Raw genomic sequence first — 25458 nt, 5'->3', positions numbered from 1 at the left:
GTGCGGGGGACCGCCCGGAAGATCCACCGGGACGGCGCGGCCCCCGCCGGCGACCGTCCCGGTGTCCTCGTCTCAGGTGGTGACCTGGCGCCGGCCCGCGGCCGCCGCGTGATGCCGGGCGTGCTGGACGACCGCGGCCAGGACCTGCTTGACCGACTCCCGCTCGCGTGCGTCGCACAGCACCACCGGGATCGACGGGTCCAGGTCGAGGGCCTCGCGGACGTCCTCGACCGGGTAGCGGACGGCCCCCTCGAAGCAGTTGACGCCCACCACGAACGGGATGGAGCGCCGTTCGCAGTAGTCGACGGCCGGGAAGCAGCCTTCCAGCCGGCGGGTGTCGGCCAGCACCACCGCGCCGAGCGCCCCCTCGGTCAGCTCCTCCCACATGAACCAGAACCGCTCCTGGCCCGGGGTGCCGAACAGATACAGCACCAGGTCCTCGCGCAGCGTGATCCGCCCGAAGTCCAGTGCGACCGTGGTGGTCCGCTTGCCCTCCACTCCGGTGACGTCGTCGACCGGGCGGCCCGCCTCGGTGAGCACCTCCTCGGTGCGCAGCGGCCTGATCTCGCTGACCGCGCCGACGAAGGTGGTCTTGCCCACGCCGAAGCCACCGGCCACCAGGATCTTGAGCGTGACCGGCTCGATGGGCGGCTTGCCCGCCTCGGAACGCCCGCGGATCATCGATGTGTCTCTCCTGCTCACTGAGGGTCGTCCGGCACGGGGCCGTAGCCCCCGCCGCCAGGGGTCTCGACGACGAGCACATCGCCCGCCGCGACCTCGGCCGTGTCGCTTCCGGCGAGTTCGACGACCGTGCCGTCCGCGCGCTCCACCCGCGCCGCGCCCAGGGCCCCGGGCTGCCCGCCCGCCATGCCGTAGGGCGGCACCCGGCGGTGCTGTGCCAGCGTGGTGACGGTCATCGGCTCCAGGAAGCGGATGCGGCGCACCGCTCCGTCCCCGCCGCGCCAGCGTCCGGCGCCGCCGCTGCCGTGACGGACCGAGAACTCCTCCAGGCGCACCGGCAGCCGCCATTCGAGGACCTCGGGGTCGGTGAGCCGGGAGTTGGTCATATGGGTCTGCACGACGCTCGCCCCGTCGAAGCCCTCCCCCGCGCCCGAGCCGGAGGCGACCGTCTCGTAGTACTGGTGGCGGTCGTTGCCGAAGGTGACGTTGTTCATGGTGCCGGAGCCCTCCGCCTGGACGCGCAGGGCGGCGTAGAGCGCCCCGGTGATCGCCTGGGAGGTCTCCACGTTGCCGGCGACGACCGCGGCCGGCGGCTCGGGGCTGAGCATGGTCCCGGGCGGGACGACGATGTGCAACGGGCGCAGGCAGCCGTCGTTGAGGGGGATGTCGTCGGCGACGAGGGTGCGGAAGACGTACAGGACGGCCGCGTCGACGACGGCGCGCGGTGCGTTGACGTTGGTGGGCTGCTGCGGCGAGGTGCCGGTGAAGTCGATGGTCGCCGAGCGGCCGGCGCGGTCCACGCTCACCCGTACCTTGATGACCGCGCCCGCGTCGGTCTCGTAGGTGTACTCGCCGTCGTCCAGGGCGTCGACGACCCGGCGCACCGCCTCCTCGGCGTTGTCCTGGACGTGCTTCATGTAGGCCTGGACGACGTCGAGCCCGAACTCCTCGATCATGCGGCCGACTTCGTCGACGCCCTTCTGGTTGGCGGCGATCTGGGCGCGCAGGTCGGCGAGGTTGGTGTCGGGGTCGCGGGAGGGGTAGGGGCCGCAGGTGAGCAGGCGGCGGGTCTCCTCCTCGCGCAGGCGGCCGCCCTCGGCGAGCAGCCAGGTGTCGAAGAGGACGCCCTCCTCGTCGATGGTGCGGCTGCGGGCGGGCATGGAGCCCGGGGCGATGCCGCCGATCTCGGCGTGATGGCCGCGGGAGGCGACGTAGAACAGGATCCGCTCGCCGTCACTGCCGCCGGAGGTGTCGAAGACCGGGGTGATGACGGTGATGTCGGGCAGATGGGTGCCGCCGTGGTAGGGGTCGTTGACCGCGTAGGCGTCCCCGGGCCGCATCCGTCCCCAGCGGCGCCGGATCACCTCCTTGACGCTGGTGCCCATCGAGCCCAGGTGGACGGGGATGTGCGGGGCGTTGGCCACCAGGTTGCCGTCCGGGTCGAACAGGGCGCAGGAGAAGTCCAGCCGCTCCTTGATGTTGACCGACTGGGCCGTGGACTGCAGGCGGGCGCCCATCTGCTCGGCGATGGACATGAAGAGATTGTTGAACACCTCGAGCAGGACGGGATCGGCCCGGGTGCTCAGCTTCGTGCTCTTGGGGGCCGTCACGCGTTCCATGACCAGGTGGCCGCCGGCGCGGACCGTGGCCCGCCAGCCGTCGTCGACGACGGTGGTCGCACTGGCCTCGGTGATGATCGCGGGGCCGGTGACGGTGGCACCCTGCGGCAGCTCCTCGCGGTGGTGCAGGGGCACCTCGCGCCAGGTTCCGCCGGTGTGCAGCCGGACGGTCCGCGCGGGGGCGCTGTCCGCGCGGGCGCTGTCGCAGGGGGCGAGGGCGGACAGGTCGGGGGGTTCGGTGACGCCGGTGGCCTCCACCTCTAGGGACTCGACGACGACGGGGCGGTCCAGGGTGAAGGAGTAGGTGCGGCGGTGGAGCTGCTCGAACTCGGCCCGCATGGTGGCGGCGTCGGTGAGCGCGACGGTCAGGGTGGTGTCGGTGCCGTCGTAGCGCAGCCGGGCGCGCCGGGTGATGCGGACGGCCTCCTCGGGGACGTCCTCGGCGCGCAGTTCGGCGAGGGCCGCGTGCTCCAGGTCGTCGGCGGTGCGCATCACCCGCGGCAGGGCGGCCTCGTCCAGGGGTGTCTCGACGGACTGCTCGCGCATGGCGGTGATGTCGGCGAGACCGATGCCGAGCGCGGAGAGCACACCGGCCATGGGCGGGACCAGGACGGTGCGGATGCCGAGGGCGTCGGCGACCTGGCAGGCGTGCTGCCCGCCCGCGCCGCCGAAGGTGGTCAGGGCGTAGCGGGTGACGTCGTGCCCCTTCTGCACCGAGATCCGCTTGATGGCGTTGGCGATGTTGGCGACGGCGATCCGCAGATAGCCCTCGGCGACCTGCTCGGGGGTGCGCTCGTCGCCGGTGTGCCGGCGGATCTTCTCGGCGAGGGCGGTGAAGCGTTCCCGCACCAGGGCGTCGTCCAGCATCCGGTCGCCGGAGGGGCCGAAGACACGGGGGAAGTGCTGCGGCTGGATGCGGCCGAGCATGACGTTGGCGTCGGTGAGGGCGAGCGGGCCGCCGCCGCGGTAGCAGGCGGGGCCGGGGTCGGCTCCGGCGGAGTCCGGGCCGACCCGGTAGCGGGAGCCGTCGAAGTGCAGCACGGAGCCGCCGCCGGCGGCCACGGTGTGGATGTCCAGCATCGGGGCCTGCAGCCGGACGCCGGCGATCTGCAGGGTCGGGACGCGTTCGTACTCGCCCGCGTAGTGGGAGACGTCGGTGGAGGTGCCGCCCATGTCGAAGCCGATGACCCGGTCGTAGCCGGCCAGCCGGGACAGGCGGGCCATGCCGACGATGCCGCCCGCGGGACCGGAGAGCACGGCGTCCTTGCCGCGGAACTGCTCTGCCTCGGCGAGGCCCCCGTTGGACTGCATGAACATCAGCCGCACGCCGCGCAGCTCGTCGGCCACCTGCCGGACGTAACGGCGCAGCACGGGCGAGAGATAGGCATCGACGACGGCGGTGTCGCCGCGCGGGACGAGTTTCATCAGAGGGCTGACCTCGCTGGACAGCGAGATCTGCGGGAAGCCGATCCGCTCGGCCAGCTCGCCGACGGCCCGCTCGTGCCGCGGGTAGAGGTGGGCGTGCAGGCAGACGACGGCGACGGCGCGGATGCCGTCGTCGTACGCCTGCCGCAGCGGGCCGGCGAGGGCCTCCAGGTCCACGGGGCGCAGCACGGTGCCGTCGGCAGCGATGCGCTCGTCCGCCTCGATCACCCGCTCGTACAGCAGCTCGGGCAGCTCGATGCGGCGGGCGAAGATGTGCGGGCGGTTCTGGTAGGCGATGCGCAGGGCGTCCCGGAAACCGCGGGTGACGACCAGGACGGTCCGCTCCCCCGTGCGCTCCAGCAGGGCGTTGGTGGCCACGGTGGTGCCCATGCGGACGGAGTCGACCGGTGCGGCGGAGCCGGCCAGGAGCGCGTGGACGCCGGCGACGGCCGCGTCGGCGTACCGCGCGGGGTTGTCGGACAGCAGCTTGTGCGTGAGCAGGCGGCCGTCCGGGCGGCGCGCGACGACGTCGGTGAAGGTGCCGCCCCGGTCGATCCAGAACTGCCAGCCTGCCACGTCGCTACCCCGCTTCCGTGCGTGCCGCTCACAGCGCCCGCAGGCCGTTGATCACATCGCGCAGAATACTCTCGTCCACCAGTTCCGCAGGCGGTACGGGGCGGTTGACGTACACGTACTCCTGGTCCATCAGGTCACCGACGAGCACGCGGACCACGCCGACGGGCAGATCGAGGTCCGCGGCCAGTTCGGCGACCGTCTGCGGGGTGTCGCGGCACCGTTCGATGATCTCCACGTGCTCCGGGGACAGCGCGTCGTCCGTGTCCGGGTCGTCCGCGCCGGGTTCGGTGACGACCACCGCGATCAGGTCCAGGCGGTGCTGGGCAGCGTGGCTGGTGCGCCCCCGCGTCATGGCGTAAGGGCGGACCACCGGTCCGGCCTCGTCGTCGAACCAGTGGTGTCCTGCCTGACCGTCCGTGCTCATGCCTTCCCACTACCCGGCGGAGGGCAGGTCGGTGCGCGGGGCGGACCCCAGGTGCGCGCCGACCCGCTTGACCAGGAGGGTCATCTCGTAGGCGATCTGGCCGATGTCCGCCTCGGCCTCCGACAGCACGGCCAGGCAGCTGCCGTCGCCGGCGGCCGTGACGAACAGGAAGGCCTCGTCGAGTTCGACGACCGTCTGGCGGACCCCGCCGGCGTCGAAGTGCCGGCCCACTCCCTTGGCGAGGCTGTGGAAGCCGGAGGCCACCGCGGCCAGGTGTTCGCTGTCCTCGCGGGTGAGGTCCTTGGACACGCCCGTCGGCAGGCCGTCGCTGGACAGGACCATGGCCTTGCGGATGCTCGCGACCCGTTCCACGAGGTCGTCCAGGAGCCAGTTCAGCTCCTTCTTGTCGGTCGCGGTCTGGCCGGTCGCCTTCGGTGCGGTCATCGACCGTCCCCCTTAGTCGTTCCTGGTGCTGTGCTGTCGTCGCGGGCGTCGTCGCCCGTGGCGTTCTCCTGCCGGCCGCGCTGCCAGCCCCGCTGGAGCGAGGCCATGCGGGCGCGGACCTGTTCGGCGTCCCGTTCGGCCGGATCGGCCTGGCGGGCGGTGCGCCGTTGCGGAGTCTGCTGGAGCCGCTTCGCGAGGCTCGCCTGCCGCACCCGCCGGGGCAGCGGCCGGGCGGCGGGTTCGCCGTCCTCGGCGGCGGGGGTCCGGGCGGGCCCGGACCCGGCGGTTGCCGGGGCGGCCGGCTGGTCCCGCTCCCCGGGCGTGGCCCGGGAGGGCCCCTCCGGTGCCCCGGCTGACGTGCTGCGGCGGCGGCGCGGCAGGGCGGGCAGCGGTGCCGGTTCCGTACCGCTGTCGCCCGGGGAGCGCGGCGCGTCGCCCGGCTCGCGGCCGGAGGGTGTGGGCTGCTCGGCGACCGGGCGGCCGTGCGAGCTGACCAGCTTCGGCGTCCGGCGCCTGCGGGGCAGCGGCACCGGCCGGCCGGGTGCCTCGTCCCCGTCGTTCCCCGTGTCCTTGGTGTCCGTACGGGGCCGGGCGGGGGCGGGGCGCGGGCGGAACGATCCTGCTGCGGCGTCCCGCTCGCCGGGGGCGGCCGGGGCCTGCTCCTCGGCGTCCGCGCCGGACGGCGCCTCGGCGTCCCCCGGCTGCCCCGGCTCCTCCGGCAGCCGGGGCAGCCGTGCGGGGACCTCGGCCCGCTCCGTGCCGCGGCGGTCCTCCGGCTCCTTCTTCCCGCTGATCCGGGGCCGGTCGAGGCGGAAGCCGACGCCGTTGGTGTCGGGGACGTCGTCCGTCAGCAGCGTGTCGGGGATGAGCACGACCGCGGTGATGCCGCCGTAGGGGGACGGCTGGAGGGAGACGCGGACGTTCTGCCGCCGGGCCAGGCGGCTGACCACGAACAGGCCGAGCCGGTCGGTCTGGGACGGTTCGAACTCCGGGGTCTCGGCGAGCCGGAGGTTGGCTTCCAGCAGGGCCTCGGGCGGCATGCCCAGGCCCCGGTCGTGGATCTTCAGGCCGAAACCGCTGGGGACCCGTTCGCCGAGGACCTGCACGGCCGTGTGCGGCGGGGAGAACACCGTGGCGTTCTCCAGGAGTTCGGCGAGCAGATGGGTCAGGTCGCCGACCGCCGGGCCGGTGACGGCGACGCGCGGCAGCCGGCGGACCTCGACGCGTTCGTAGTCCTCGACCTCGGCGACGGCGGCGCGGACGACGTCCATGAGCTGCACGGGCCGGCGCCACTGCCGGGTCGGTGCGGCGCCGGAGAGGATCACCAGGCCCTCGGCGTGCCGGCGCATGCGGGTGGTCAGATGGTCGAGGCGGAACAGGTCGGCCAGTTCCTCGGTGTCCTCGGTGCGGCGTTCCATGGCGTCGAGGAGGGCGAGCTGGCGGTGCAGCAGCACCTGGCTGCGGCGGGCGAGGTTGACGAAGACCTGGGAGAGGCCGACGCGGAGTTCGGCTTGTTTCGCGGCGGCCTCGACGGCGGCCCGGTGCAGGGTGTCGACGGCCTGGGCGACCTCGCCGATCTCGTTCCGGTCGTAGGTGAGCTGCGGCACCTCGGTGGCGACGTCGACCTGTTCACCGGCCGACAGGCGGCGCATCACCCCGGGAAGGCGGACGGAGGCGGCCTCGTGGGCCTGGGCGCGCAGCTGCTTGAGGTCGCGGATCAGGTCGCGGCCGATGCGCACGGACACCAGCAGGGAGAGCAGCAGGGTCAGCAGACCGAGCACGCCGGAGACGGCGGCCTTCAGGACGATCCTGGTCTCGACCGGGCGGACGCGGTCCTCGTAGCGGTCCGCGGACTGTTCGCCGAGGGCGGACAGGTCGCCGAGGGCGTTCGCGGCGGCGGCGTCCCAGCTCTTCGCCGTCACTCCCCGGGGCGGTCCGGAGCCGGCCTTGGCGGCCGCCTGCTCGGCGGCGCGCACCGGGGCGGAGGAGGCGTCGGCCCAGAAACGCTGGTAGCGCTCGCGTTCCGAGGCCGGCAGCAGCGGCAGGCTGACGTCGTACAGCAGGGATCGCTGGGCGACGAGTTCGGCCACGGCACGGCTTTCGTCACGGGTGAGGGTGCCGGTGACCAGGGCGGAGCCGAGCACCGCGTCCTCGCGGGAGAGCAGCTCGCGGGCGCGGCCGAGGTCGACCAGCGCGTGGTACTCGCGGGCGAGGCGGGCGTCGTCGGTGACGTGCAGCCCGGCGAGCAGGTCGAAGCAGGGGTCGACCAGGCGGTTGTACAGGTCCAGGGCCTGGGCGCGGTCGACGGCGCGGTCGTCGACGCTGCGGCGCAGGTCGTCCAGGCCGTTCAGGGCGTCGATCGCGGCGGTCAGGCGTCCTGCGCCGCCGGTGCCCAGCGCGTCGCGGACCTCCGGGTTCCGGGCGTCGCGGCGCAGCTGTGCGACGGCCTCGTCGGTGGCGGCGCGGCTGCGGCGCAACGCGGTGAGGGCGCCGGAGTCACCGGGGCCGGCGAGGTGGACGAGGGTGCGGCGGCGTTCCTGCTGCAGGACGCGGACGGTGTCCCCGGTGGGGCGGGCGACCTGTTCCGTCACGGACGAGGTGGCGAGAAGCCGGGCCGCCTGGCGTCCGGTGATCACGGTCGCGAAGGCCCAGACGACGGTCAGCGACAGCAGCGGCACGAGCAGCAGCGCCACGATCTTCCTGCGGATGGACTTCCCGCGAAAGCGCATGGCCTCCCCCAGCTCGCCCCCTTGGGCCGGGGGTGTACCTGTGCGTCACGAAACGGCGCGAGCCTACTACCGACCACCGGATTATTCGAAGAGCCGACCGGAACGCAAACGTCCGTTCTCGGTCGCGACCGGGTCGAGTCGTCCCGGTACGACGGATGTCTCGGCCGGAAGGGGGATGTACCGGACGGATGCCCTGGTGAGGGGTTCGGCGGGTGAGGGTCCGGTATGTTCCGGCGGGCGGGAATCTTCACGGCCTGCCGTGCGTCCTTGTCGATGGCGCACCGGGACGGTCCAGGGCACACCGGGACGCGCGGAGTCACCGCGGCGGGGCGTGGTACCGGCCGGTGCACAGGCGTGAAGCGGTGCGTGGCGGGCAGTCACGAGGTAGCCGGTACGGGGACACCCGGGGGGCGGGCGGTGCCGGCAGCGGGGAGGGACACATGAGGGGCACACCACAGCAGGCGGACCGCCCCGGTCCGCGCAGACCCCTGTGGGTGGAGGAGCCCGCGCGGCGGCCCAGGCTGCCCGATCCCGTGCGCGAGGCGGCCGTGCGGGCGGTGCTGATCGTCGCCGTGACGCTCGTGCTCGCCGTGACCGCGTTCCTGCTGACGATGGCGGGGTCCTGGCTGGCCTTCCCCATGGTCCTGTTCGCCGTGGCCGGCACGGTGGTGGCGACCTGGGCGGTGCTGGACGTCTGGGTGACCCGGCAGGTGTGGGTGCAGCGCGGCGGCGTGGTCTCGACGCCGCGCAGCACCGCGCGGGCCCTGCGGCGCGAACGGCGCCGGGCCCGGCGGGAGGCGAAGGCCGCCGCGCGCGCCGAGGCACGCATGCGCCGCAGGGGCGGCTCGGAGCAGCTGTCGCACCCGTGACGCCCGTACTGGGCCCGGCCGGGCGTCCGGCGGCGGCCGAGCGGCCCTGCCGTGCCAGGAACGGCCCGGGCTCCGGCGGCGGGCCGTCGACGTGATCCGCCGCGCCCCGGCCTGGCAGGGGTGTCTTCCGCACCCGGACTTCCCAGCCCGGCGACGTCCTCTCCGACCGCTCGACCGCTGTGCCCCGAACGCCGTCCCCGGGGGACTACGGCACGGCGCCGGCCTCCACGACCCCTGCGGGTCATGAAGGCCGGCATCACACCACGGCACTGAACTCGCCCGAACCGTCCGGCCTCCGCTGGGCGGGCCCGGGATCAGGCGATCAGGCCGGCCGTTTGAACATCCGCGTCGCCGTGATCTCGCTGTGCACCGCCTGCCCCTCCGGCGTCGGCTGCGGCAGGCCGGGACGCAGGTGTTCCTCGACGCTGATGTACTTCAGTCCGGCCCTCAGGTCGGCGTCGTTGCGCAGCCTGATGACCAGCGGGAATTCCGCCAGCGCCGTGGTGTCGAACAGGCCGGTGGTGTACAGCAGCTGGACCCCGAGCGCGTCGGCGACGGCGCGCTGCAGCTCCAGCAGATACGTCGCATTGGCCCGCCCGATGGGGTTGTCCAGGAACAGGGTGCCGGCGTGGCGGTGCCGGTCGTGGCCGCGGTCGTTGCTGCGCAGGGCCGCCATGGTGCAGTACAGGGCGATGGCGGCGGTGAGCAGCTGGCCGCCGGAGAAGACATCGCCCATCTGCCCGACCGGGACGCGTTCGGCGCGCAGCACCGCGTCCGGTTTGAGGATCTCCACGGCGACGCCCTTGGGCCGCAGTGCGGCGGCGACCCCGCGCAGCAGCAGGGACATGCCGTCGCGGCGCAGATCGGAGTTCTTCTTCACGGCGGCGCGGGTGGCCTCGTCGATGACCTCCCCGAGCCGCTCGGTGAGGGTGGCCTGGTCGGGTTCCTCGAAGCGGATGCGCAGGAACTCCTGCCCGGACCACTCCCCCAGGCCCTCCGGCAGGCGGGACAGGCGCTGGGCGGAGCGGAGCGTGGCGAGCGCCGACTCGACCAGGCCGCGCAGCCGGTCCACGATCGAGTCCCGGTTGCGTTCCAGCTGGGCGAGTTCGTCGGTGAGGACGCGCAGCCGGGGTGCGAAGGCGTCGGCCCACCGCTGGGCGTGCTCGGGCAGGGCGGAGGCGGGCAGTTCGCGGATCTGCTGCCGGGCGGGGGTGCGCACCTGCTCGTAGCGGGCGGAGTTGGCGTGCCGGACGAGGACGTCGGCGGCCTCGCGCACGGCGGTCTCGGCGGCCGACAGGTCGGCGGCGCAGCCGCGCAGCGAGCGGCGGGCCTCGGCGGCCGCCTGCCGGGCCGCCTCCATGCTGCCGGGGTAGGGCTCCGGGTCGGTCTGCTCCTCCTCCCCGGCCGGATCGCGCAGCGAATCGCGGAGCATCGCGGCGAGTTCGTCGAAGCCGCCGGCCGCGTCCTCGGCGGCCCGGTGGGCGTCGAGCAGCTCCTGGTGGGTCTGCCGGGCCTGCTCCAAGGCCTCGGTTCGGGAGGCGAGTTCGGCGGTGGCGGTGCGCAGCAGGGCCTGGGCGTGGCCGGCGTCGGCGGGGATCAGGTCCTCGGGCAGGTCGGTGTGGCCCTCGCCGTCCGCGGGTGCCAGCCGCTCGGCCTCGCCGCGCAGCCGGCCGAGCTGTTCGCTGGCCGAGGACATGCGGGCCTCCAGCACGTGCACCAGTTCCTCCGCGCGGGCGGCGGCGGCCTGCCGGGACGGGCCGTCGGAGCCGTCGGGCGACTGCAGGAGCTGTTCGGCGCGGGTGCGGACCTTGTTGCTGAGGCGGTCCAGTTCGGCGCGGGCGGCGCTCTCGTCGCTCTCCGCGCGGGCCTGCTCGGCGCGCAGGTCGGCGCCGACGCCGACCTTCTCGTACACCTGGGAGGCGGCCCGGTAGGCCTCGCGCAGGGCGGGCAGGGACGCCTTGGGCGCCTCCGCGTCCGCCTCGGGCAGGTCGTCGGAGGCACCGGCGATCTCGGAGCGTTCGGCGCGCAGGGCGCGGGCGGTGCGGCGGGCGTCGTCGGCGGCGCGCTGGGCGGCCCGGCGGTCCTCGTCGGCGGCGCGGGCGCGCTCCAGGCAGGCCTGGGCGCGGGCCTCGGCCTCGGCGGCCTCGGCGGCGGCCTCCCGCAGCCGGGCCTGCCAGCCGGCGCGTTCCCGCAGCCGGGAGGCGAGCCCGGAGAGGGCGGCGGCGGCACGGCGGGCCTGCTGGGCGGTCTCCTGCCGCTCGTCGCGGAGCCGGGCGGCCTCGGCGGCGGCCTCCTCGGCCTCCGTCAGCGCGGCGCGGGCCTCGGCCAGTTCGGCCTCGGCCTCCTCGGCGAACCGGCGGGCGGCGCGGACGGCCTCGGCGAGTTCGGCCAGCCGTCCCGCCGGGCAGCCGGCACGCCAGGAGGCGAGCCGGGCGGACAGTTCACGGTCCTTGCCGAGCCGGGCGGCGAGCCGGCGGATCTCCTCGTCGCGTTCGGCGGCCCGTGCCCGCAGCGCCTGCCGCTCCTCGTCGGCGGCGAGTTCGTCGTGCATGGCCGGGTTCGGCGGGACGAGGAAGACCTCGCCCTCGCCCGAGCCGGTCTCAGGGGCCGGGGCGAGCAGCGCGGCGGCGGTGCCGACGGCCACCGCGGACCGGGGCAGCAGGGCGGCGTCGGCGAGTGCCTCGCGGGCCCGGGCGTGAGTGTCCGGGTCGGTGATGATCACACCGTCGACGAGTTCGGGCCGGGCGGCCAGCACGCGGGCGTGGTCGGCGGGGTCGACGGCCTGGGCGAGGTAGCGCCAGCCGGGCAGGGCGGGGATGCCCAGCTCGCCGAGGAACTCGACGGTGGCCAGCACGTCCGGGGACGGCGGGAGCAGGCCGCCGTCGCCGAGCGCGCCGAGGATCCGCGCGTCGTCCGCGGCGGCGGTGCGCAGGTCGAACAGCTGCCGTTCGGCGGAGGCGACCGCGTCGTCCAGCAGGGCGCGCAGCTCCTCGGCGTAGCGGTCCAGGTCCTCGGCGGTCAGCGGCCCTTCGGTCCGGGGGCGGGCGGCGGCCTCGGGGGCGTTCGGGGACGCCGCACCCGGTGCGCCGGTGCCGTCCGCGTCGTCGGACGCGGGACGCGGTCCGGGCACCGTGACGCGGGCGGCCGCCGAGGGCAGGCCGAGCAGTTCGGCAAGCCGTTCCTCGGTCGCGAGCGCCTCGGCGGTGCGGCGCTCGGCGTCGTGGTCCCGTTCGGCGGCGGCGGCCGCGGCGGCGGCGCGGGCGTCGATCAGTTCGGCGCGGGAGGCCTCGGCGGCCGCCTCGCGGGCGCGTTCGCCGGCCGTGCGGGCGGCCTCGCGGGCCTCGTCGAAGGCGGCGACGGCGGTCTGTTCCGCGTCGCTGGCGGCCAGCGCGGCACGGGCCGGGTCGGCGTCTGGGGCGCTGTCGTCGAGCCATCCGGCACGGACCGCGTCGGCGGTCTCCTGCTCGACCTCGGCCAGCCGCTGCCGCAGGTGCTCGGCCTCGCTGCGGGCGCGCTGCGCCTCGGTGGCGGCGGCGGTCGCGTCCCGGTGCGCGCTCTCGCTCAGCTCCTGCAGCTGTGCGGAGCGTTCCTCGCCCTCATTGGCGAGGGCTTCGGCCTCCTCGGCGGCGGCGTGCAGGGCGCGGACGAGGTCCACGGCGGCCTCGGTGCGGGCGGCGAGCGCCGGGGCCGCGTCCCGTTCGGCCTCCTGGATCGCGGCGGAGACGCGGGCCACCCGGTCGGCGGCGGCGCGGTGGCGCAGCACGGCCTCGGCGGCCTGCCAGGCGGAGTGCAGGGTGCGTGCCTCGGCGAGTTCCTTCTTCTGCGCGGCGGCGGCTTTCTCGGCGGCGGCCAGCGCGAGGGAGGCGTGCCGGTAGGCGAGTTCGGCGGAGATCAGCGCGCTGCGTTCGCGGGCGCTCTCGCAGTCGGTGACGGCGTGGGCGGCTGCGGTGACGCGCTGGGCGAGGTCGGCGGCGCGGGCCCGCTCCTGCGCGGCCCGGGCGGACAGCCGGCGGGCCAGGGTGCGGGTGCGGCGCTCGGCGCCGGCGTGCACGTCGCGGGCCCGGGCGCGTGCCTGGTCGGCGTCCACGACCCGGCCGAGCAGTTCCACGGACCCGGCGGTGAAGTCCTTCTCGGCGATCAGCTCGGCGCGCCGGCCCAGCTTGTCGGCGAAGCCGCTGACCAGGTCGGCGAGGCCGTCGGTGTCGCGGGTGTCGGTGACGGCGCGCAGCAGCAGGTCGGTGAAGTCGGAGTCCTTCTTCACCGCGAACAGGCCGGCCGCCTCGCCCTCGTCGGCGTTCATCTCGCGCTGGTAGCGGAAGAGTTCGGGGTCCAGGCCGAGCTCGCCGAGGTGCTCGGTCCAGCGTTCGTGGATCTCCTCCCAGTGCACCTGCAGGTGCGGGTAGGCCTTGCCGGCCTCGGTGAGGGCGTCCCGGAACCCCTTCATGGTGCGGCGCCGGCCCTTGGCGCCGGAGGTGCCCTCGGCGGGCGGGCGGATGGAGGTGGCCTCGGCCACGGGCAGGTTGTCCAGGGTGAGGCCGGGGCCGGGGCGGAAGGAGTACCAGGCCTCGGCGAACTTCCGCGGGTCGGTGGAGATCTGGCGTCCGCGCCACTCGCTGACCTTGCCGACGACCACGCACTCGCCGGTCTGCACGTGCTGCCACTCCAGCGCGACGTGCCCGCAGTCGTCGGCGAGGAGGAACTTGCGCAGCACGCCGGAACTGGCGCCGCCGAGGGTGTTGCGGTGACCGGGCAGCATCACCGAGAAGATCAGTTTGAGCAGGACCGACTTGCCGCCGCCGTTCTCCAGGAACAGCACACCGGCCGGGGCGGGGCGGCGCGGCGGGCCGGCCGGTTCCTCCTCGAAGAACTCCCCCTGCGTGGGTGCGGGTTCGGGCACCGGTTCGCCCACGCCCCGCAGGTCGAGCACGGTGTCGGCGTAGCGCGCACCGGCAGGCCCGATGGAGTAGAGGCGGACCCGGGACAGCTCGTACATGGCGGACTCTCGTCAGTGTTGTGCTAATCGGGGTGGTGCGGGGCCGCGGGAGGCGGGCCCCTCAGGGGTCAGGACGGCGTGTGGAACGGCAGCCCGGCCTCGGCGACCAGGTCCAGGTCGTCGGTGTCCTCGGCGGGCAGCAGGCTGGGGGTGCCGTCGGTGACCGGGACGATGCCGAGGTCCAGCAGTTCGGCGAGGGCGGCGCTGCCCGCCATGTCGCGGACCTGGAGCTGGTAGCGGGCGGTGGTGCGGTAGGTGCCGCCGTTGTCGTCGCCGGTGCGCTGCAGGAATCCGGAGTCGGCGAGGAAGGCCATGGCCTTGGCGACGATGCCGGTGGTGGAGGAGGCGGGCCGGCGGGCGTCCTTGGTGGCGCCGGTGGCGCTGCGCCGGGCCCAGACGCGCCAGGCGGCCTCCAGGCCGGGGGCGTCGGTGGCGGGGTCGGTGTTCTCGCCGCTCTCCTCGGCGCGTTCCTCCAGGCGGCGGCAGGCCTGGCGGACGAAGGCGTCGACGCCGTTGACCGTGACCCGGCCGACGTAGGCGTCGTCCGCGAGGTCCTCGGGGCGCGGGAACGCGAGGGCGGCGACAGCGAGATGGGCGAGCCCGTGCAGGAAGCGGTCGCCGGAGTCGGCGGCGGTGCGGCGGGCGTAGTCGCCCATGCGGACGGCGAACACCGAGTCCTCGGCGGCGGTGACCACCATGCCCGCGCGCGGGGACACCTCCAGCACGACCAGGCCGAGGCCGGCGGCCACGGCGTCGGCGAGCCGGGCGAAGGCCGGGTCCTCGCGGTGGCGGCGCAGCAGGTCGGCGTACTCCTGGTCGCGGGCCGGCTGCAGTCTGGGCTGCAGACCGAAGGCGACGAGCCGGGCCGCGTCGGCGGCGTCGGCGGGCGTGACGGGGGCCGGCCCGGCCGCACCGCCGCTGTCCGGCTCGATGCGCTCGACGTGCTCGGTCACGGACACAACTCCTTGTATCTCACGGTGGGACGACGACGGCGGGCGGGGACGGGCGGCGGGCACGGCGGACGGCCGGCGGCACGCTCCGCCGGGGTGGTGGGGCGGAGGGTCACACGGCCTCCGTGCGGTCGGCGGCCATCCCGGCGGCGTCCAGCAGCGCGGTGCCGACGATGAGGTCCGCCCCGCCGAACTCGGGGTCGTCCAGCTCGGTGCCGTCGTCCACGGCGAACAGCAGCTTCTCCTCGCCCTGGCGGTAGGCGGTGCCGACCGGCGGGCTGGCGGCGTGCACGGCCAGCAGGGCGACCAGGTACGGCAGGTCGGGGTCCTGCCGGCGGGCCTCGGCGAGCAGCCCGGACAGCCGGCGCGGCGCGTCGGCCGGCAGGTCCAGCAGCTCCTGGGCGGCGGCCATCTGCTCCTCGCTGAACCGGCTGTCGTCCGGGGTGGCGATCAGGTCGGGTTCGGGCATCTCCGCGCCGAGGTGGTCGCGTTCGGCGGGCGGGGTGAGCAGGAGGTCCACCAGGTCGCCGAGGCGCACGGACACCGGGGTGCGCAGTCCGGTGCCGCGGGCGAAGAACGCGTCGGTGACGCGGAGCGCCTGCTCCAGCGGCAGCGGCAGGGTCGGGGCGAGCAGATGCCCGTACAGGTCCGTGCCGGAGGCGGTGACCGGGGCGGCGAAGGCCTGCCGGTCCTGTTCGGCGCGGAAGAGGGGGCCCGCCTCCAGCAGCCGCACCTGCAGCTGGGTGTGGCGGCGGATGCAGTCCTTGACGATGTCGACGAGTTCGGCGGCGCGCCGCTTGTGCTCGGGGTCCTCGGACTCGTCGCGGGCCCGGCGGATGTTGGTGAGGACCGCGTTCTCGTGCCGGTAGCGCTCGGCGACGTGGTCCAGCGCCTCGGCGATCATGTCGGGGACCGCCTTCAGCCAGTCCACCGCGCGGACGTTGCGCCGGGTGGCCTCCAGGGCGCGGCGCAGCGACTCGGCGTACTGCACGGTGCGGTAGCGGGCCTGTTCGGCGGCGAGCTGGGCGTCGGCCAGCCGGCCCCGGCTGATGAGCACCTCCAGCTTGACCTCGGCGGCGATCTGCGCGCTGGTGACGTCGGTGTCGAGGGCGCCGACGAGGACGTTGACCGCCTCGTCGGTGGTGCGCAGGTACACGCTGCCACCGGGGCCGGGGACCTCCTCGATCAGCTTGAAGTCGTAGTCCCGCCGCACATAGGTGCCGTCGGGCTCGAACGTGCCGTAGACGACGCGGAAGCCGCGGTCGGCGCTGCCGACGTTGATCAGGTTCTCCAGGACCCAGCGGGCCACCCGCTCGTGCTCGGCGGCCGGCCGCTCGGGGGCCTGGGCGGCGACGCGCGGGATCAGCCGGGCGACGACCTCGTCGTGGTCGGCGCCGGTGTCGAAGTCCATGTGGAGCGTGACGAGATCGATCGCGGCGAGGGCGATCTCCGCCATTCCGTACACCGTGTACTCGCCGGCGAGATTCGCCTTGCGCGCGTCGAGGTCGTGCAGGGGCGCGGTGCACGCGAGTGCGCGCAGCCGCCGCGCCAGTCCCTCGTCGGCGGCCGGGCCCAGAGCGGGCCGCGGCCCCGCGCTGAGCTGGGGCGGATCACTGTCCGTCATTGCAGGCGAAGTCACGATCACAGACTAGGTCCTCGATCGGACAACCTCCCAAACGGCGCGGGTCGCCATCGTCGAGGACACGCCACGTCGGCAGCGTGCCGTGCGCTCGTGACCGCGCGCGGGCCGGGCGGGGTCAGGCGGTCTGGCCGACCCTTCGCCGGTAGACCTCGACGACGCCGTCCAGCGACTCGTCGAGGTAGACGGCGAGTTGCTGTTCGGCCTCCTCGCGGCGGCCCTCCTGCAGGGTCTGCAGGAGCTGCTCGTTGCGGGCGAGGTAGGGCTCGTGCAGCCGGCGCGGGTCGTCCACGACGTGGAAGGCGAGCCGGAGTTCGGCGAAGACGCTGCGCATCAGCTCGTCGGTGCGTTCGCTGCCCGCGAGCGCGACCAGCGCGCGGTGGAAGTGGATGTTGGAGGTGCCCAGCGCCTTCCAGTCGCCGGTACGGGCAGCCCGCCGGCCCTCGGCGACGGCCTCCGCCACGTCGTCGAGCGCGTACGGCGGCTCGCCCAGACCGCGCACGACGGCGCACTCGACGAGGCGGCGGGTGCGGTAGATGTCCTCGACGTCCTCGACGGTGAGCACCCGGACGAACACGCCCCGGTTCAGCTCGTGGACGAGCAGCCGCTCGTGGGTGAGCAGCCGGAAGGCCTCGCGCAGGGTGTTGCGGGAGACGCCGAGCGCGCCGCCGATGCTGTCCTCCGACAGCCGGGTCCCGGGCGGGAAGTACCCTTCGGCGATACGGCTCCTGAGGATGTCCGCGACCCGCTCGGCGGTGCTCGTGCGACCCAGGAGGGCGCGGTCGTCGGCCAGTTCTCTCAGGTGCTCAGCCATGCCCGTGATTCAACCGCATCGTGCGAGAACGAAACAACACGGGTATCGCGGAATCGTTCAACGAGCGGCCGAAAACGATCGCCGGACGTGGCGCGAGCGGTCGCGTCGTCCGGCACGGGGGCGTCCGTCGGCCGCGCCGTCCGGTACGGGGGCGTCCGTCGGTCGCGCTTCCGGTCGTCCGGCGGCACTCGGCCGCGTCCTTGGGGACGGCGGCATCCGTCGGCCGCGCCGTCCGGTCGTCCGGCGGCAGGGGGGTGCCGTGGTCCGGCGCCGGTGCGAGCGGTCGTCGTCCCGCCCGGTCATCCCTCCGTCCGGCCGGCGCGCAGCCCGGCGAGGTGGATGCGGACGAAACGGCGCCACGCCGAGCCGTCCCCGTCCGGCGCCGCGGCGACCACCGCGTGGATCGCGGCGACGAGCGCCCTGATGTCGTCGCCGGTCACGTCGGGCGCCAGATGTCCGGCGTCGACCGCCTTCTGCGTGAGCTGCCGGATCCGCTCGAAGGTGGGTCTGCTCACCTCGTCGTCGGCTCCGAGCCGGCCGGCCAGCAAGGACGCGTAGCGGCGCTTCTCGGTGTTGAAGGCGCCGACGAAGTCGAGGAACCGCTCCAGCCCGGCCGCGGGATCGGGATCCGCGAGGGCCGCCGCGGTCGCCTCGTCCAGCTCCTGGACGAAGAGCCGCGCGATCGCGTCGAGGAGGGCGTCCTTGCCCGGGAAGCGGCGGTAGATCGTGCCGACGCCGAGGCCGGCCCGCGCGGCGATGGACTCCATGCTCGCCTGCGGCCCCTGCTCGGCGAAGACCTCGCGTGCCGCCTGGATGACGACGGCGTCGTTGCGCAGGGCGTCGCGGCGCGGCGCGCGCCGGGGGGCCGAGGGGCTGGGTCGTTCGCTCATCGCCCTCAGTCTAGGCGAATCGGAACGATCATTCCGGAGTCGCGTTAAGATGAACCGGAATTCCGCTTCATCTTCATAGAGAGGAGCCGTCCATGAGGAGGACGACCGGCTGGCGGAGCTTCGACCCCGCCTCCAACGCACTGACCCGCGTCACCCTCGACCGGCGTGACCTGCGGCCCGACGACATCGCCGTGCGGATCGACTACTGCGGTGTGTGCCACAGCGACCTGCACCGGATCCACGGGTTGCTCGGCGAGAAGAACCTCGTCCCCGGTCACGAGGCGACCGGCGTGGTCGTCGCCACCGGCGAGAAAGCCACCCGCTTCTGTACGGGCGACCGGGTCGCCATCGGCACGATCGTCGACTCGTGCGGGGCGTGCGCCATGTGCCGGGCCGGGCAGGAGAACTACTGCCACGAGGGCCCGACCACCACCTACGGCGGCACCGACCGCATCGACGGCACGCCGACCCTGGGTGCCTACAGCCGGGAGTACGTGCTGCGCGAGACGTTCGCGTTCCGTCTGCCCGACGCGCTCGATGCGGCCGCGGCGGCACCGCTGCTCTGCGCCGGCATCAGCGTCTGGGAGCCGCTGCGGGCCGCCGGCACGGGTCCGGGGCACCGCGTGGCCGTCGCCGGGCTCGGCGGGCTCGGCCACCTCGCGGTGAAGTTCGCCGCAGCGCTCGGCGCCGAGGTCACCGTCCTGAGCCGCGGCGCCGCCAAGGAGAAGGACGCCCTGCGGCTCGGGGCGGCCGGGCTGATCGTGACCACCGACGAGGCCCAGGTGGCCGCGGCCAGGGGGCGCTTCGATCTCGTCCTCGACACGATCTCGGCCGGCCACGACCTCGCGCCGCTGCTCGGCATGCTGGGCCTCGACGGTACGCTGTGCGTCCTCGGCAACCCCCTGATGGACGCGCCGAAGCTGTTCGAGCTCGTCACCGGCCGCAAGAAGCTCACCGCCTCCGGCACGGGAGGGCTGCGGCAGACCGCGGAGATGCTCGCCTTCTGCGCCGAGCACGGCATCACCGCGGACGTCGAGGTCCTGCCGTCCAGCCGGGTGGAGACCGCCCTGGACCGTCTTGCCGCGGGTGACGTCCGCTACCGGTTCGTGCTGGACATGTCCGACCTGGACCATTCGGACCGGTAGCGGGTGCGGGGCCGGGCGTGGCGCGGCCCCGGCCCCGCACCCTCGTGCGCACGGCAAGCCGCCGCTGCCCGCCCGGTCCCGGGCCGCGCCCCGAGCACGGCCGGGCGGCCGGGGACCGGTCAGGCGAGCGGCGTGTCGCCGGGGCCGATGCGGCTGCGGACGGCCGTCTGCACCTCGGCCTCCTCGGCGGGGTCGGCGGCCAGCCGGCGCAGGCGCTCCACGACGCGGCTGTCCCCGGTCTCGGCGTAGCGGGCGGCGAGTTCACGGGTGCTCTCCTCGCAGTCCCAGAGGCATTCCACGGCGAACCCGGCGGGGAAGGAGGGGTCGGTCGCGGCGAGCGCGCGGGCTGCGCGGCCGCGCAGATGGGAGGAGGCCGTCTCCCGGTAGATGTGCCGCAGCACCGGTGCGGCACAGGCGATGCCCAGGCGGCCGGCGCCCTCGACGAGGGTCCACAGGGCGGGCGCGTCGGGGCCCTCGCCCCGGGCGGTCCGGCGCAGGGCGGCGAGGACGAGGTCGCGGTCCCGGGCGCCGCCGCGGCAGGCGAGCATGCGTCCGGCGGCGGCGCCCAGCGCGCCGGGGCGGCGGGCCCAGCCGCGGGCCCGGTCCAGGGCGGCGTCGCTGCGCATCCGTTCGAAGGCCTCGACGGCGGCCTCGGCCACCGCGGCGGGGCCGGTCGTCGCGGCCGCCTCGATCAGGTCGAGGGCGTCCGGGTCGTCGCTGTCGGCGAGGTAGCGCAGGGCGGTGCAGCGGGCGGCCTCGGCGCCCTCTCGGGCGGCCCGCAGGATCGTGCCGCGGTCCCCGACTCCGGCCACGGCGGCCAGACAGCGCGCGGCGGGGACATGGCGGGCGGTGCCGCGCTCCAGGCCCTGCTGTGCCCAGTCGAACACGGCCTGCACGCTCCACCCGGGGCGGGGGCCGCCGGGCCGCAGCTGCCGTCGCCAGCGGTCGAAGCTGCCGGCCTCCTGGGCGGCCCGCACCCGTCCGGCGATCGCCGGGCGCGGGTCCTCGGCCCACAGCCGCCACGGGCGCGGTTCGAAGGCGTCGCGGACGGCGGCGGCCAGCTCGGCCTCGCCCTGGGGGTCGGCGGGAAAGCGCGCCAGGACCGGTTCGGCCAGGGCGCGCAGCCCGGCGTCGTCGTCCCTGAGCGCCAGCTCGTCCAGGGCCCAGGCCCAGTTGGAGCCGCTCGCGGCGTACCGGCGCAGCAGCCCGAGGGCGTCGCGCCGGCCGTAGGAGGCGAGGTGGCCGAGGACGGCGAGGGACAGCCCGGTGCGGGACTCGTCGGGGTCGAGGGCGTCCTCGGGAGCGAACAGGTGGGCCTCGATCGCGTCCAGGTCGCCGGCGAGGTCGAGATAGAGCCGGGCGTAGTACAGGGAGCGGTTCTCCACCCGCCAGTCGTGGCGGGGATCGTGCCGCACGCACTGTTCCAGCGCCGCCAGCGCCTCGGCGCGGGGGGCGGTGAGCGCGTGCAGCGTGCCGTCGCCTCGGCCCCGCTGCAGAAGGCCGAGCAGCGTGCCGCTGGGCGCTATGACCGGATCGAACATGGACAACACAGCCTCACATCGAGCGTCGACGCAACCGGGAACCGCGCATCACCTGGCTGCGTGACAACACGTCGGGGCGCCCGCCGTTGCTTGCTTGCTGTAGACCATGTCCTCTGCCTCTCGTCGGTGGCCCGGACGGGCCGCATCACGGACCGCGCGGTGCGGCAACACCTGCCCAGCCGTCGCGTCCGTGAATCACGACGTCATGATGACCCGGCGTCCGCGCCGCCGCGACCGAAATTTCCGGCGGCACGTCCCCGCCCGGCCGTGGCCGCCGCCCGTAGCCGGTACGGCGGCGGGACGCACGCCGGGCGCGCCGCCGGTGCCGCGCGGCCGGCCGGCGGGCGGGCCGTCCGGGACGTGCGCGGCTTGTCGTGTCACTGCCGGCCGAACAGCTCCAGCAGCTCGGTCCGGCCGAACATGCGGGCCGTGTCCACGGCCGACGGCGTCCCCGCCGTCGGGTCCGCGCCGCCCTCCAGCAGGACCTCGACGACCTCCTGCTCGCCCTTGAACACCGCTCCGGCGAGGGGTGTCTGGCCGCGGTCGTTGACGCGGTCGGCCTCGGCGCCGCGTGCGAGCAGGGCACGGACGGTGCCGGCGTGTCCGTGGTAGGCGGCGAGCATCACCAGGGAGTCGCCACGGTCGTTGGTGAGGTCGGCCGGGACGCCGGCGTCGATGTAGGCGACGAGCGCCTCGGTCCGCCCCCGCCGGGCCAGATCGAAGATCTTGGTCGCCAGCTCCACGACCTCGGGGTCAGGGGCTTCACTCATGCGTGCGGACCGCCTCTCGCTGTGGACGTCGGGGACTGCGGGGGCCGCGCGGGCTCCCGCGGGGCGCCGGGTACGGCCGTGCGCGGAATCGGCCGTAGGGGTGAACCGCCAGCGTACTGGCCCGGACGGCGTCCTTCGCGCCCGGTGCCGGGGTAACGATCACCGCGGAACGGGCCGGGCGCAACAGGACCGGGCGGCCGGTTCCCGTGCCGGTTCCGCCGCGCGGCGGAAATCGACCCGATCTCACCCAGTTGCACCTTTTGTCATATAGACACATCCTGTGATGCTGGAAGGACTCAGGGTGACTGTCCCCCTCGACACCAGGAGATTTCCATGATCCTCTCCGTCTCAGGCGTCGTCCTGTTCGGCATCCTCGTCTTCGTGTTCTTCCGCAAGGACGGGCTGAAGCCCTCCCACGCGTGCGTGTCGGCCCTGTTCGGCTTCTACCTCGCCAGCACGGCCATCGCACCGAGCATCAAGGCCGGCGGAGAGAGTCTGGCGAGCCTGCTCGGCGGCATGAGGTTCTGACCCGCAACCGCCCGAACGGGGACACCCCGCCCCACCCACCACCCAAGGAGGCACAAGTGGCCCGGCGCCCCCTCCCCCGCATTCTCACCGCCGGCGGCGCCCAGCTCGCGCGGAGCCGGGAGCTGGCCCGGACCGCCGCCGACAACGCCACGGACGTCCTCCACCCGCTGATCGTCATCGCCCGTGGTCTGCGCCGGCTCGCGGCGGCCGGCCGGCGCAGGTGGGCCCAGACCCCGAAGGACCGGCGCGGTCCCCTGCTGTTCCTGGTGGGGTCGGTGATCCTTGTGGTGGCGATGGTGCCGTACGGGCCGCTGCTGGCGGCCCTGACGGTGACCGCGGCGGCGGCCTGGCAGGGCCGCGACCGCACCCCGCCCCCGTCCGAGGACCCGGCCGAGCCTCGCACCCAGCGCCTGGTCGCCCTGTACGAAGCCCTCGTGCCCTACTTCTCCGCCGCCGGCGACCCCGACCCGCTGTACGCCCACGGCGGCGCATGGCAGAAAGCCTTCCCCGACCACCGGTTCGACGACTCCGGCCGCCTGTGCCATCTGCTGATCCGCTACCCCGCCCACTTCACCGACGGCGAACCGGAGGCCCGCGCCCGGATCGAGCACCTGCTGTCCGCCAAGGCGGGCCGCGGGAGGGAGTACCTCTTCACCTGGAACGAGGAGGACAACGAGCTGGCGGTGACCGCGCTCGCCCCGCTGCCCGCCGGCATTCCGGCCCAGCGTTTCGTCACCGCCCCCGGCGAGACCGTGCTCGGCTTCACCGACCCCGGCGAGGTTCCGCGCACCCTCCCCCTGAGCTTCCGCGAGGAACAGCGCGACATGCCGCCGGTCGTCTGGCGCACGGGCCCGCGCTCCACCGAGCCGCATCTGCTGGCCCTGGGCCAGCCGGGCAGCGGCACCTCCACCCTGCTGCGCTCGATCGCGCTGCAGGTCCTGCGCCACGGCGACGTGCTCGTCGTCGACGGCGGCGGCACCGGCGAGTACGCCTGCCTGACCGGGCGCGACGGCGTCCTCGCGGTCGAGTGCACGCTGGGCGGGGTGCTGGCGAGCCTGGAGTGGGCCGCCACCGAGACCGAGCGCCGGCTGATCGCCGTCAACCGCGCACGGCAGGCCGGGCATCCGCCGCCCGACGACACCCGGCGCCCGCTGTGGCTGCTGCTCGACCGGCCCACCGCCTTCACCCATCTGGCCGCCTCCGACGGCCGCAAGGACCCGCAGACGCTGCTGCAGATGCCGCTGCGGCACGGCCGTGCGGCCAACGTGACGGTGGTGGTGGCCGAGCAGTTCGACAGCGCCGACGCGCTGTGCGACGCGGTACGGCAGCACACCCGTGCCCGCGCGGTGCTGGGGCCTGCGACACCGGAGCAGGTCAAGGCCGTGCTCGGCGCCCCTCCGCACACCACGCCGCTCGCCGCCGTGCCGCCCGGGCGCGGATACGCCCGGCTGGGCACGGGCCCTGTGCACCGGCTGCAGGTGCCGGCGACGCCCGACCCGTACGACGACACGGTGAGCGAGGTGCTGCGCCGGGCGGTGCTCGATCTGCTGCCGCCCAGGACGACGCCCCCGGACGGGGAGAGGGTGCCGGAGGACGGCACACCGGTGAGCGAGGCGACCGCCGAGGCCGTCGACGCGTCGATGGCCTCGAAGGCGGCGGTGCCGGACCGGTCCTGAGACAGCGGGGCGGCCGCGCACCGCCGACGGCGCGCGCCTCGCGCGAGGACACGGACGGCGCCGTCACGGGCGGGCCCGGAGAACCGGAGGTCCCCAAAGGACCGGCGGGCCGCGGCGGGGCGGCACCGTCGCATGCCGTCAGGACCATGGATCCGCCCCTCCGGCCGGCGGCGCGGCGGCTACGCCACGAAGCTCCGGATCTGTGCGCCGTTGCCGGACGCGCCCGTGCGGACCAGGCGGGCCGCCGCCGCCAGACGCGCCGCGGCCTCGTCGGCCACCGCTCCGCCGACCGTGAACGGCAGCCGGATGTACCCCTCGAAGGCGCCGTCGACGCCGAACCGCGGACCGGAGGGAATCCGTACCCCCACCCGTTCCCCTGCCTCGGCCAGGCGCGAGCCGGACAGGCCGCCGGTGCGCACCCACAGGGTCAAACCGCCGCGCGGCACCTCGAACTCCCAGTCGGGCAGTTCCCGTCGTACCGCCGCGACCAGGGCGTTTCGGTTCTCCCGGGCCTGTTCGCGGCGCCGCCGCACCGCCTCCTCCCAGCCACCGGTGGCGAACAGCCAGTTCACGGCCAGCTGTTCCAGGACGGGGGTGCCCAGGTCCGCGTAGGCGCGGGCGGCGACCAGGCTGCGGATCACGTCCGGTGCCGCGCGCACCCAGCCGATGCGCAGACCGGCCCAGAAGGCCTTGCTGGCCGAGCCCACGGTGATCACCGTGGAGCCTGCGGGGTCGAATCCGCACATCCGCCGCGGCATGCGCAGGTCCGGGTCCAGGGACAGCTCGCTCATCGTCTCGTCGACGACCAGCACCGTCCCGGCCGCACGGGCCGCCTCCACCAGGCGGCGCCGCTGGTCCTCGTCGGCGAGAGCGCCGGTGGGGTTGTGGAAGTCGGCGACCACGTAGGCGATGCGGGGCGCGGCCTCGCGCAGCACCTGGCGCCACCGGTCCAGGTCCCAGCCGCTCAGGCCCTCCCCCATCGCCACCGGCACCAGCCGGGCACCCGCCTCCCGCATCAGCTGCAGGATGTTGGCGTAGGACGGCGACTCCACCGCGATGCGCTCGCCGCGGCCGCCGAAGAGGTGGCAGATGGCGTCGATGGCGCCCATGGCACCGGTGGTGACCATGATCTGCTCGGGCATGGTCGGGACGCCCCGCGCGGTGTAGCGCTCGGCGATCATCGACCGCAGCGCGGGCAGCCCGGCCGGGTAGTCGCCGTGCGTGTGGGCGTAGGGCGGCAGCTCCTCCAGCGCGCCCCGCACGGCCCGGGTGAGCCACGGCTCGGGTGCCTGCAGGGCCGCGGTGCCCAGATCGATCATCGAGCCCAGTGCCTCCGGCGGCAGGGGCTCCAGTCCCCGGGCGGGCAGCGGGTTGCCGGCCGGGACCGCCGTCCAGCTGCCCGCCCCCCGCCGGGACTCCAGGAAGCCCTCGGTGCGCAGCGCCTCGTAGGCGGCGGCGACCGTGGTGCGGCTCACCGACAGCGCGGCGGCGAGTTCCCGCTCGGCGGGCAGCCGGGCGGCCACCGGGACGCGGCCCTCCAGGACGAGCACCCGGACGCCGTCGGCCAGGGCCCGGTAGGCGGGCGGGCGGCGGCTGCCGGAGCCCGCCGGACGGTGCTGCTGGGAGTTGAGCAGGCGGGAGAGCTGCGCGGCACTCACCACGGAGGTCCACTGCGGCATGCGAACCGGTCCACCTTCCTCGGATTGGCCATGGATGGCCTTCTGCGCGCGGCCACAGAGTGGCAC

General features: G+C 74.9%; 16 protein-coding genes and 1 pseudogene. 4 read left to right on the top strand and 13 right to left on the bottom strand.

Going from position 1 to position 25458, the window contains the following annotated elements; translation table 11 throughout:
* Positions 1-72 precede the first annotated feature (72 nt).
* The 5 genes and pseudogenes from IE286_RS22525 to IE286_RS22505 all read right to left on the bottom strand — a co-directional run bounded on the left by IE286_RS22525 (position 73) and on the right by IE286_RS22505 (position 7898).
* Positions 73-681, bottom strand: coding sequence for a GTP-binding protein (locus IE286_RS22525; protein WP_189798591.1), 609 nt, complete (start codon positions 679-681; stop codon positions 73-75).
* Positions 665-4301, bottom strand: a pseudogene (locus IE286_RS22520) (hydantoinase B/oxoprolinase family protein); the annotation flags it as partial. The pseudogene IE286_RS22520 and the gene IE286_RS22525, both read right to left, overlap by 17 nt.
* 28 nt (positions 4302-4329) lie before the next feature.
* Entirely contained in the window at positions 4330-4725 is a 396-nt protein-coding gene (locus IE286_RS22515; RefSeq protein WP_189798589.1) for a DUF742 domain-containing protein, read from the bottom strand.
* A 9-nt stretch (positions 4726-4734) separates the two neighbouring features.
* The gene (locus IE286_RS22510) at positions 4735-5169 is read right to left on the bottom strand and encodes a roadblock/LC7 domain-containing protein (RefSeq protein WP_189798588.1); all 435 of its coding nucleotides are present in this window, start codon (positions 5167-5169) and stop codon (positions 4735-4737) included.
* Positions 5166-7898, bottom strand: coding sequence for a sensor histidine kinase (locus tag IE286_RS22505; RefSeq protein ID WP_189798587.1), 2733 nt, complete (start codon positions 7896-7898; stop codon positions 5166-5168). Before IE286_RS22505 ends, IE286_RS22510 begins: the two co-directional genes overlap by 4 nt.
* Before the next feature lie 362 nt (positions 7899-8260).
* Between IE286_RS22505 and IE286_RS22500 the strand changes: the two genes are divergently transcribed.
* Entirely contained in the window at positions 8261-8767 is a 507-nt protein-coding gene (locus tag IE286_RS22500; protein WP_372462573.1) for a hypothetical protein, read from the top strand.
* A gap of 322 nt (positions 8768-9089) precedes the next feature.
* Here IE286_RS22500 and IE286_RS22495 read toward each other — a convergent pair whose 3' ends face one another.
* From IE286_RS22495 to IE286_RS22475, 5 genes are all read right to left on the bottom strand, one after another.
* Entirely contained in the window at positions 9090-13760 is a 4671-nt protein-coding gene (locus IE286_RS22495) for a hypothetical protein (RefSeq protein ID WP_189798585.1), read from the bottom strand.
* Between the two features lie 68 nt (positions 13761-13828).
* A complete protein-coding gene (locus IE286_RS22490) occupies positions 13829-14713 on the bottom strand; it encodes a hypothetical protein (protein ID WP_189798584.1) in 885 nt (294 codons plus the stop codon).
* 109 nt (positions 14714-14822) lie between these two features.
* Positions 14823-16349: a hypothetical protein gene (locus IE286_RS22485; RefSeq protein ID WP_189798583.1), complete on the bottom strand. Its 1527-nt coding sequence runs from the start codon at positions 16347-16349 to the stop codon at positions 14823-14825.
* 118 nt (positions 16350-16467) lie between these two features.
* On the bottom strand, positions 16468-17163 hold the full coding sequence (locus IE286_RS22480) for a GntR family transcriptional regulator (protein WP_189798582.1): 696 nt from the start codon (positions 17161-17163) through the stop codon (positions 16468-16470).
* A 299-nt stretch (positions 17164-17462) separates the two neighbouring features.
* Positions 17463-18053, bottom strand: coding sequence for a TetR/AcrR family transcriptional regulator (locus tag IE286_RS22475; protein ID WP_189798581.1), 591 nt, complete (start codon positions 18051-18053; stop codon positions 17463-17465).
* Between the two features lie 92 nt (positions 18054-18145).
* On the opposite strand from IE286_RS22475, the gene IE286_RS22470 reads away from it, so the two are divergent.
* Entirely contained in the window at positions 18146-19198 is a 1053-nt protein-coding gene (locus tag IE286_RS22470; protein WP_189798580.1) for an NAD(P)-dependent alcohol dehydrogenase, read from the top strand.
* 119 nt (positions 19199-19317) lie between these two features.
* Here IE286_RS22470 and IE286_RS22465 read toward each other — a convergent pair whose 3' ends face one another.
* Together IE286_RS22465 and IE286_RS22460 are read right to left on the bottom strand one after the other, a co-directional pair.
* A complete protein-coding gene (locus IE286_RS22465; RefSeq protein WP_189798579.1) occupies positions 19318-20739 on the bottom strand; it encodes a HEAT repeat domain-containing protein in 1422 nt (473 codons plus the stop codon).
* 377 nt (positions 20740-21116) lie between these two features.
* The gene (locus IE286_RS22460) at positions 21117-21509 is read right to left on the bottom strand and encodes an ankyrin repeat domain-containing protein (protein ID WP_189798578.1); all 393 of its coding nucleotides are present in this window, start codon (positions 21507-21509) and stop codon (positions 21117-21119) included.
* Positions 21510-21842: 333 nt separating this feature from the next.
* Between IE286_RS22460 and IE286_RS22455 the strand changes: the two genes are divergently transcribed.
* Both IE286_RS22455 and IE286_RS22450 read left to right on the top strand, forming a co-directional pair.
* Positions 21843-22037: a hypothetical protein gene (locus IE286_RS22455; RefSeq protein WP_125496033.1), complete on the top strand. Its 195-nt coding sequence runs from the start codon at positions 21843-21845 to the stop codon at positions 22035-22037.
* Positions 22038-22093: 56 nt separating this feature from the next.
* Complete coding sequence (locus IE286_RS22450; protein ID WP_189798577.1) at positions 22094-23713, top strand: ATP-binding cassette domain-containing protein; 1620 nt, start codon at positions 22094-22096, stop codon at positions 23711-23713.
* Between the two features lie 179 nt (positions 23714-23892).
* On the opposite strand, the gene IE286_RS22445 is transcribed toward IE286_RS22450, so the two are convergent.
* On the bottom strand, positions 23893-25392 hold the full coding sequence (locus IE286_RS22445; RefSeq protein WP_189798576.1) for an SCO1417 family PLP biosynthesis transcription factor: 1500 nt from the start codon (positions 25390-25392) through the stop codon (positions 23893-23895).
* Between the last annotated feature and the right edge of the window lie 66 nt (positions 25393-25458).

The organism is Streptomyces thermodiastaticus (genome assembly GCF_014656135.1).
GTDB classification, from domain to species: domain Bacteria; phylum Actinomycetota; class Actinomycetes; order Streptomycetales; family Streptomycetaceae; genus Streptomyces; species Streptomyces thermodiastaticus.
Note: the sequence above shows the minus strand (reverse complement) of the source record. Positions and strands in the feature narration are given on the sequence as shown.

Bases quoted from the DNA above. Each gene is read 5' to 3' on its own strand.
- IE286_RS22475 (WP_189798581.1), bottom strand. From the start codon at position 18,053: ATGAGCGAACGACCCAGCCCCTCGGCCCCCCGGCGCGCGCCGCGCCGC.
- IE286_RS22515 (WP_189798589.1), bottom strand. From the start codon at position 4,725: ATGAGCACGGACGGTCAGGCAGGACACCACTGGTTCGACGACGAGGCC.
- IE286_RS22505 (WP_189798587.1), bottom strand. From the start codon at position 7,898: ATGCGCTTTCGCGGGAAGTCCATCCGCAGGAAGATCGTGGCGCTGCTG.
- IE286_RS22495 (WP_189798585.1), bottom strand. From the start codon at position 13,760: ATGTACGAGCTGTCCCGGGTCCGCCTCTACTCCATCGGGCCTGCCGGT.
- IE286_RS22470 (WP_189798580.1), top strand. From the start codon at position 18,146: ATGAGGAGGACGACCGGCTGGCGGAGCTTCGACCCCGCCTCCAACGCA.
- IE286_RS22525 (WP_189798591.1), bottom strand. From the start codon at position 681: ATGATCCGCGGGCGTTCCGAGGCGGGCAAGCCGCCCATCGAGCCGGTC.
- IE286_RS22465 (WP_189798579.1), bottom strand. From the start codon at position 20,739: ATGTTCGATCCGGTCATAGCGCCCAGCGGCACGCTGCTCGGCCTTCTG.
- IE286_RS22460 (WP_189798578.1), bottom strand. From the start codon at position 21,509: ATGAGTGAAGCCCCTGACCCCGAGGTCGTGGAGCTGGCGACCAAGATC.
- IE286_RS22510 (WP_189798588.1), bottom strand. From the start codon at position 5,169: ATGACCGCACCGAAGGCGACCGGCCAGACCGCGACCGACAAGAAGGAG.
- IE286_RS22455 (WP_125496033.1), top strand. From the start codon at position 21,843: ATGATCCTCTCCGTCTCAGGCGTCGTCCTGTTCGGCATCCTCGTCTTC.
- IE286_RS22480 (WP_189798582.1), bottom strand. From the start codon at position 17,163: ATGGCTGAGCACCTGAGAGAACTGGCCGACGACCGCGCCCTCCTGGGT.
- IE286_RS22445 (WP_189798576.1), bottom strand. From the start codon at position 25,392: ATGCCGCAGTGGACCTCCGTGGTGAGTGCCGCGCAGCTCTCCCGCCTG.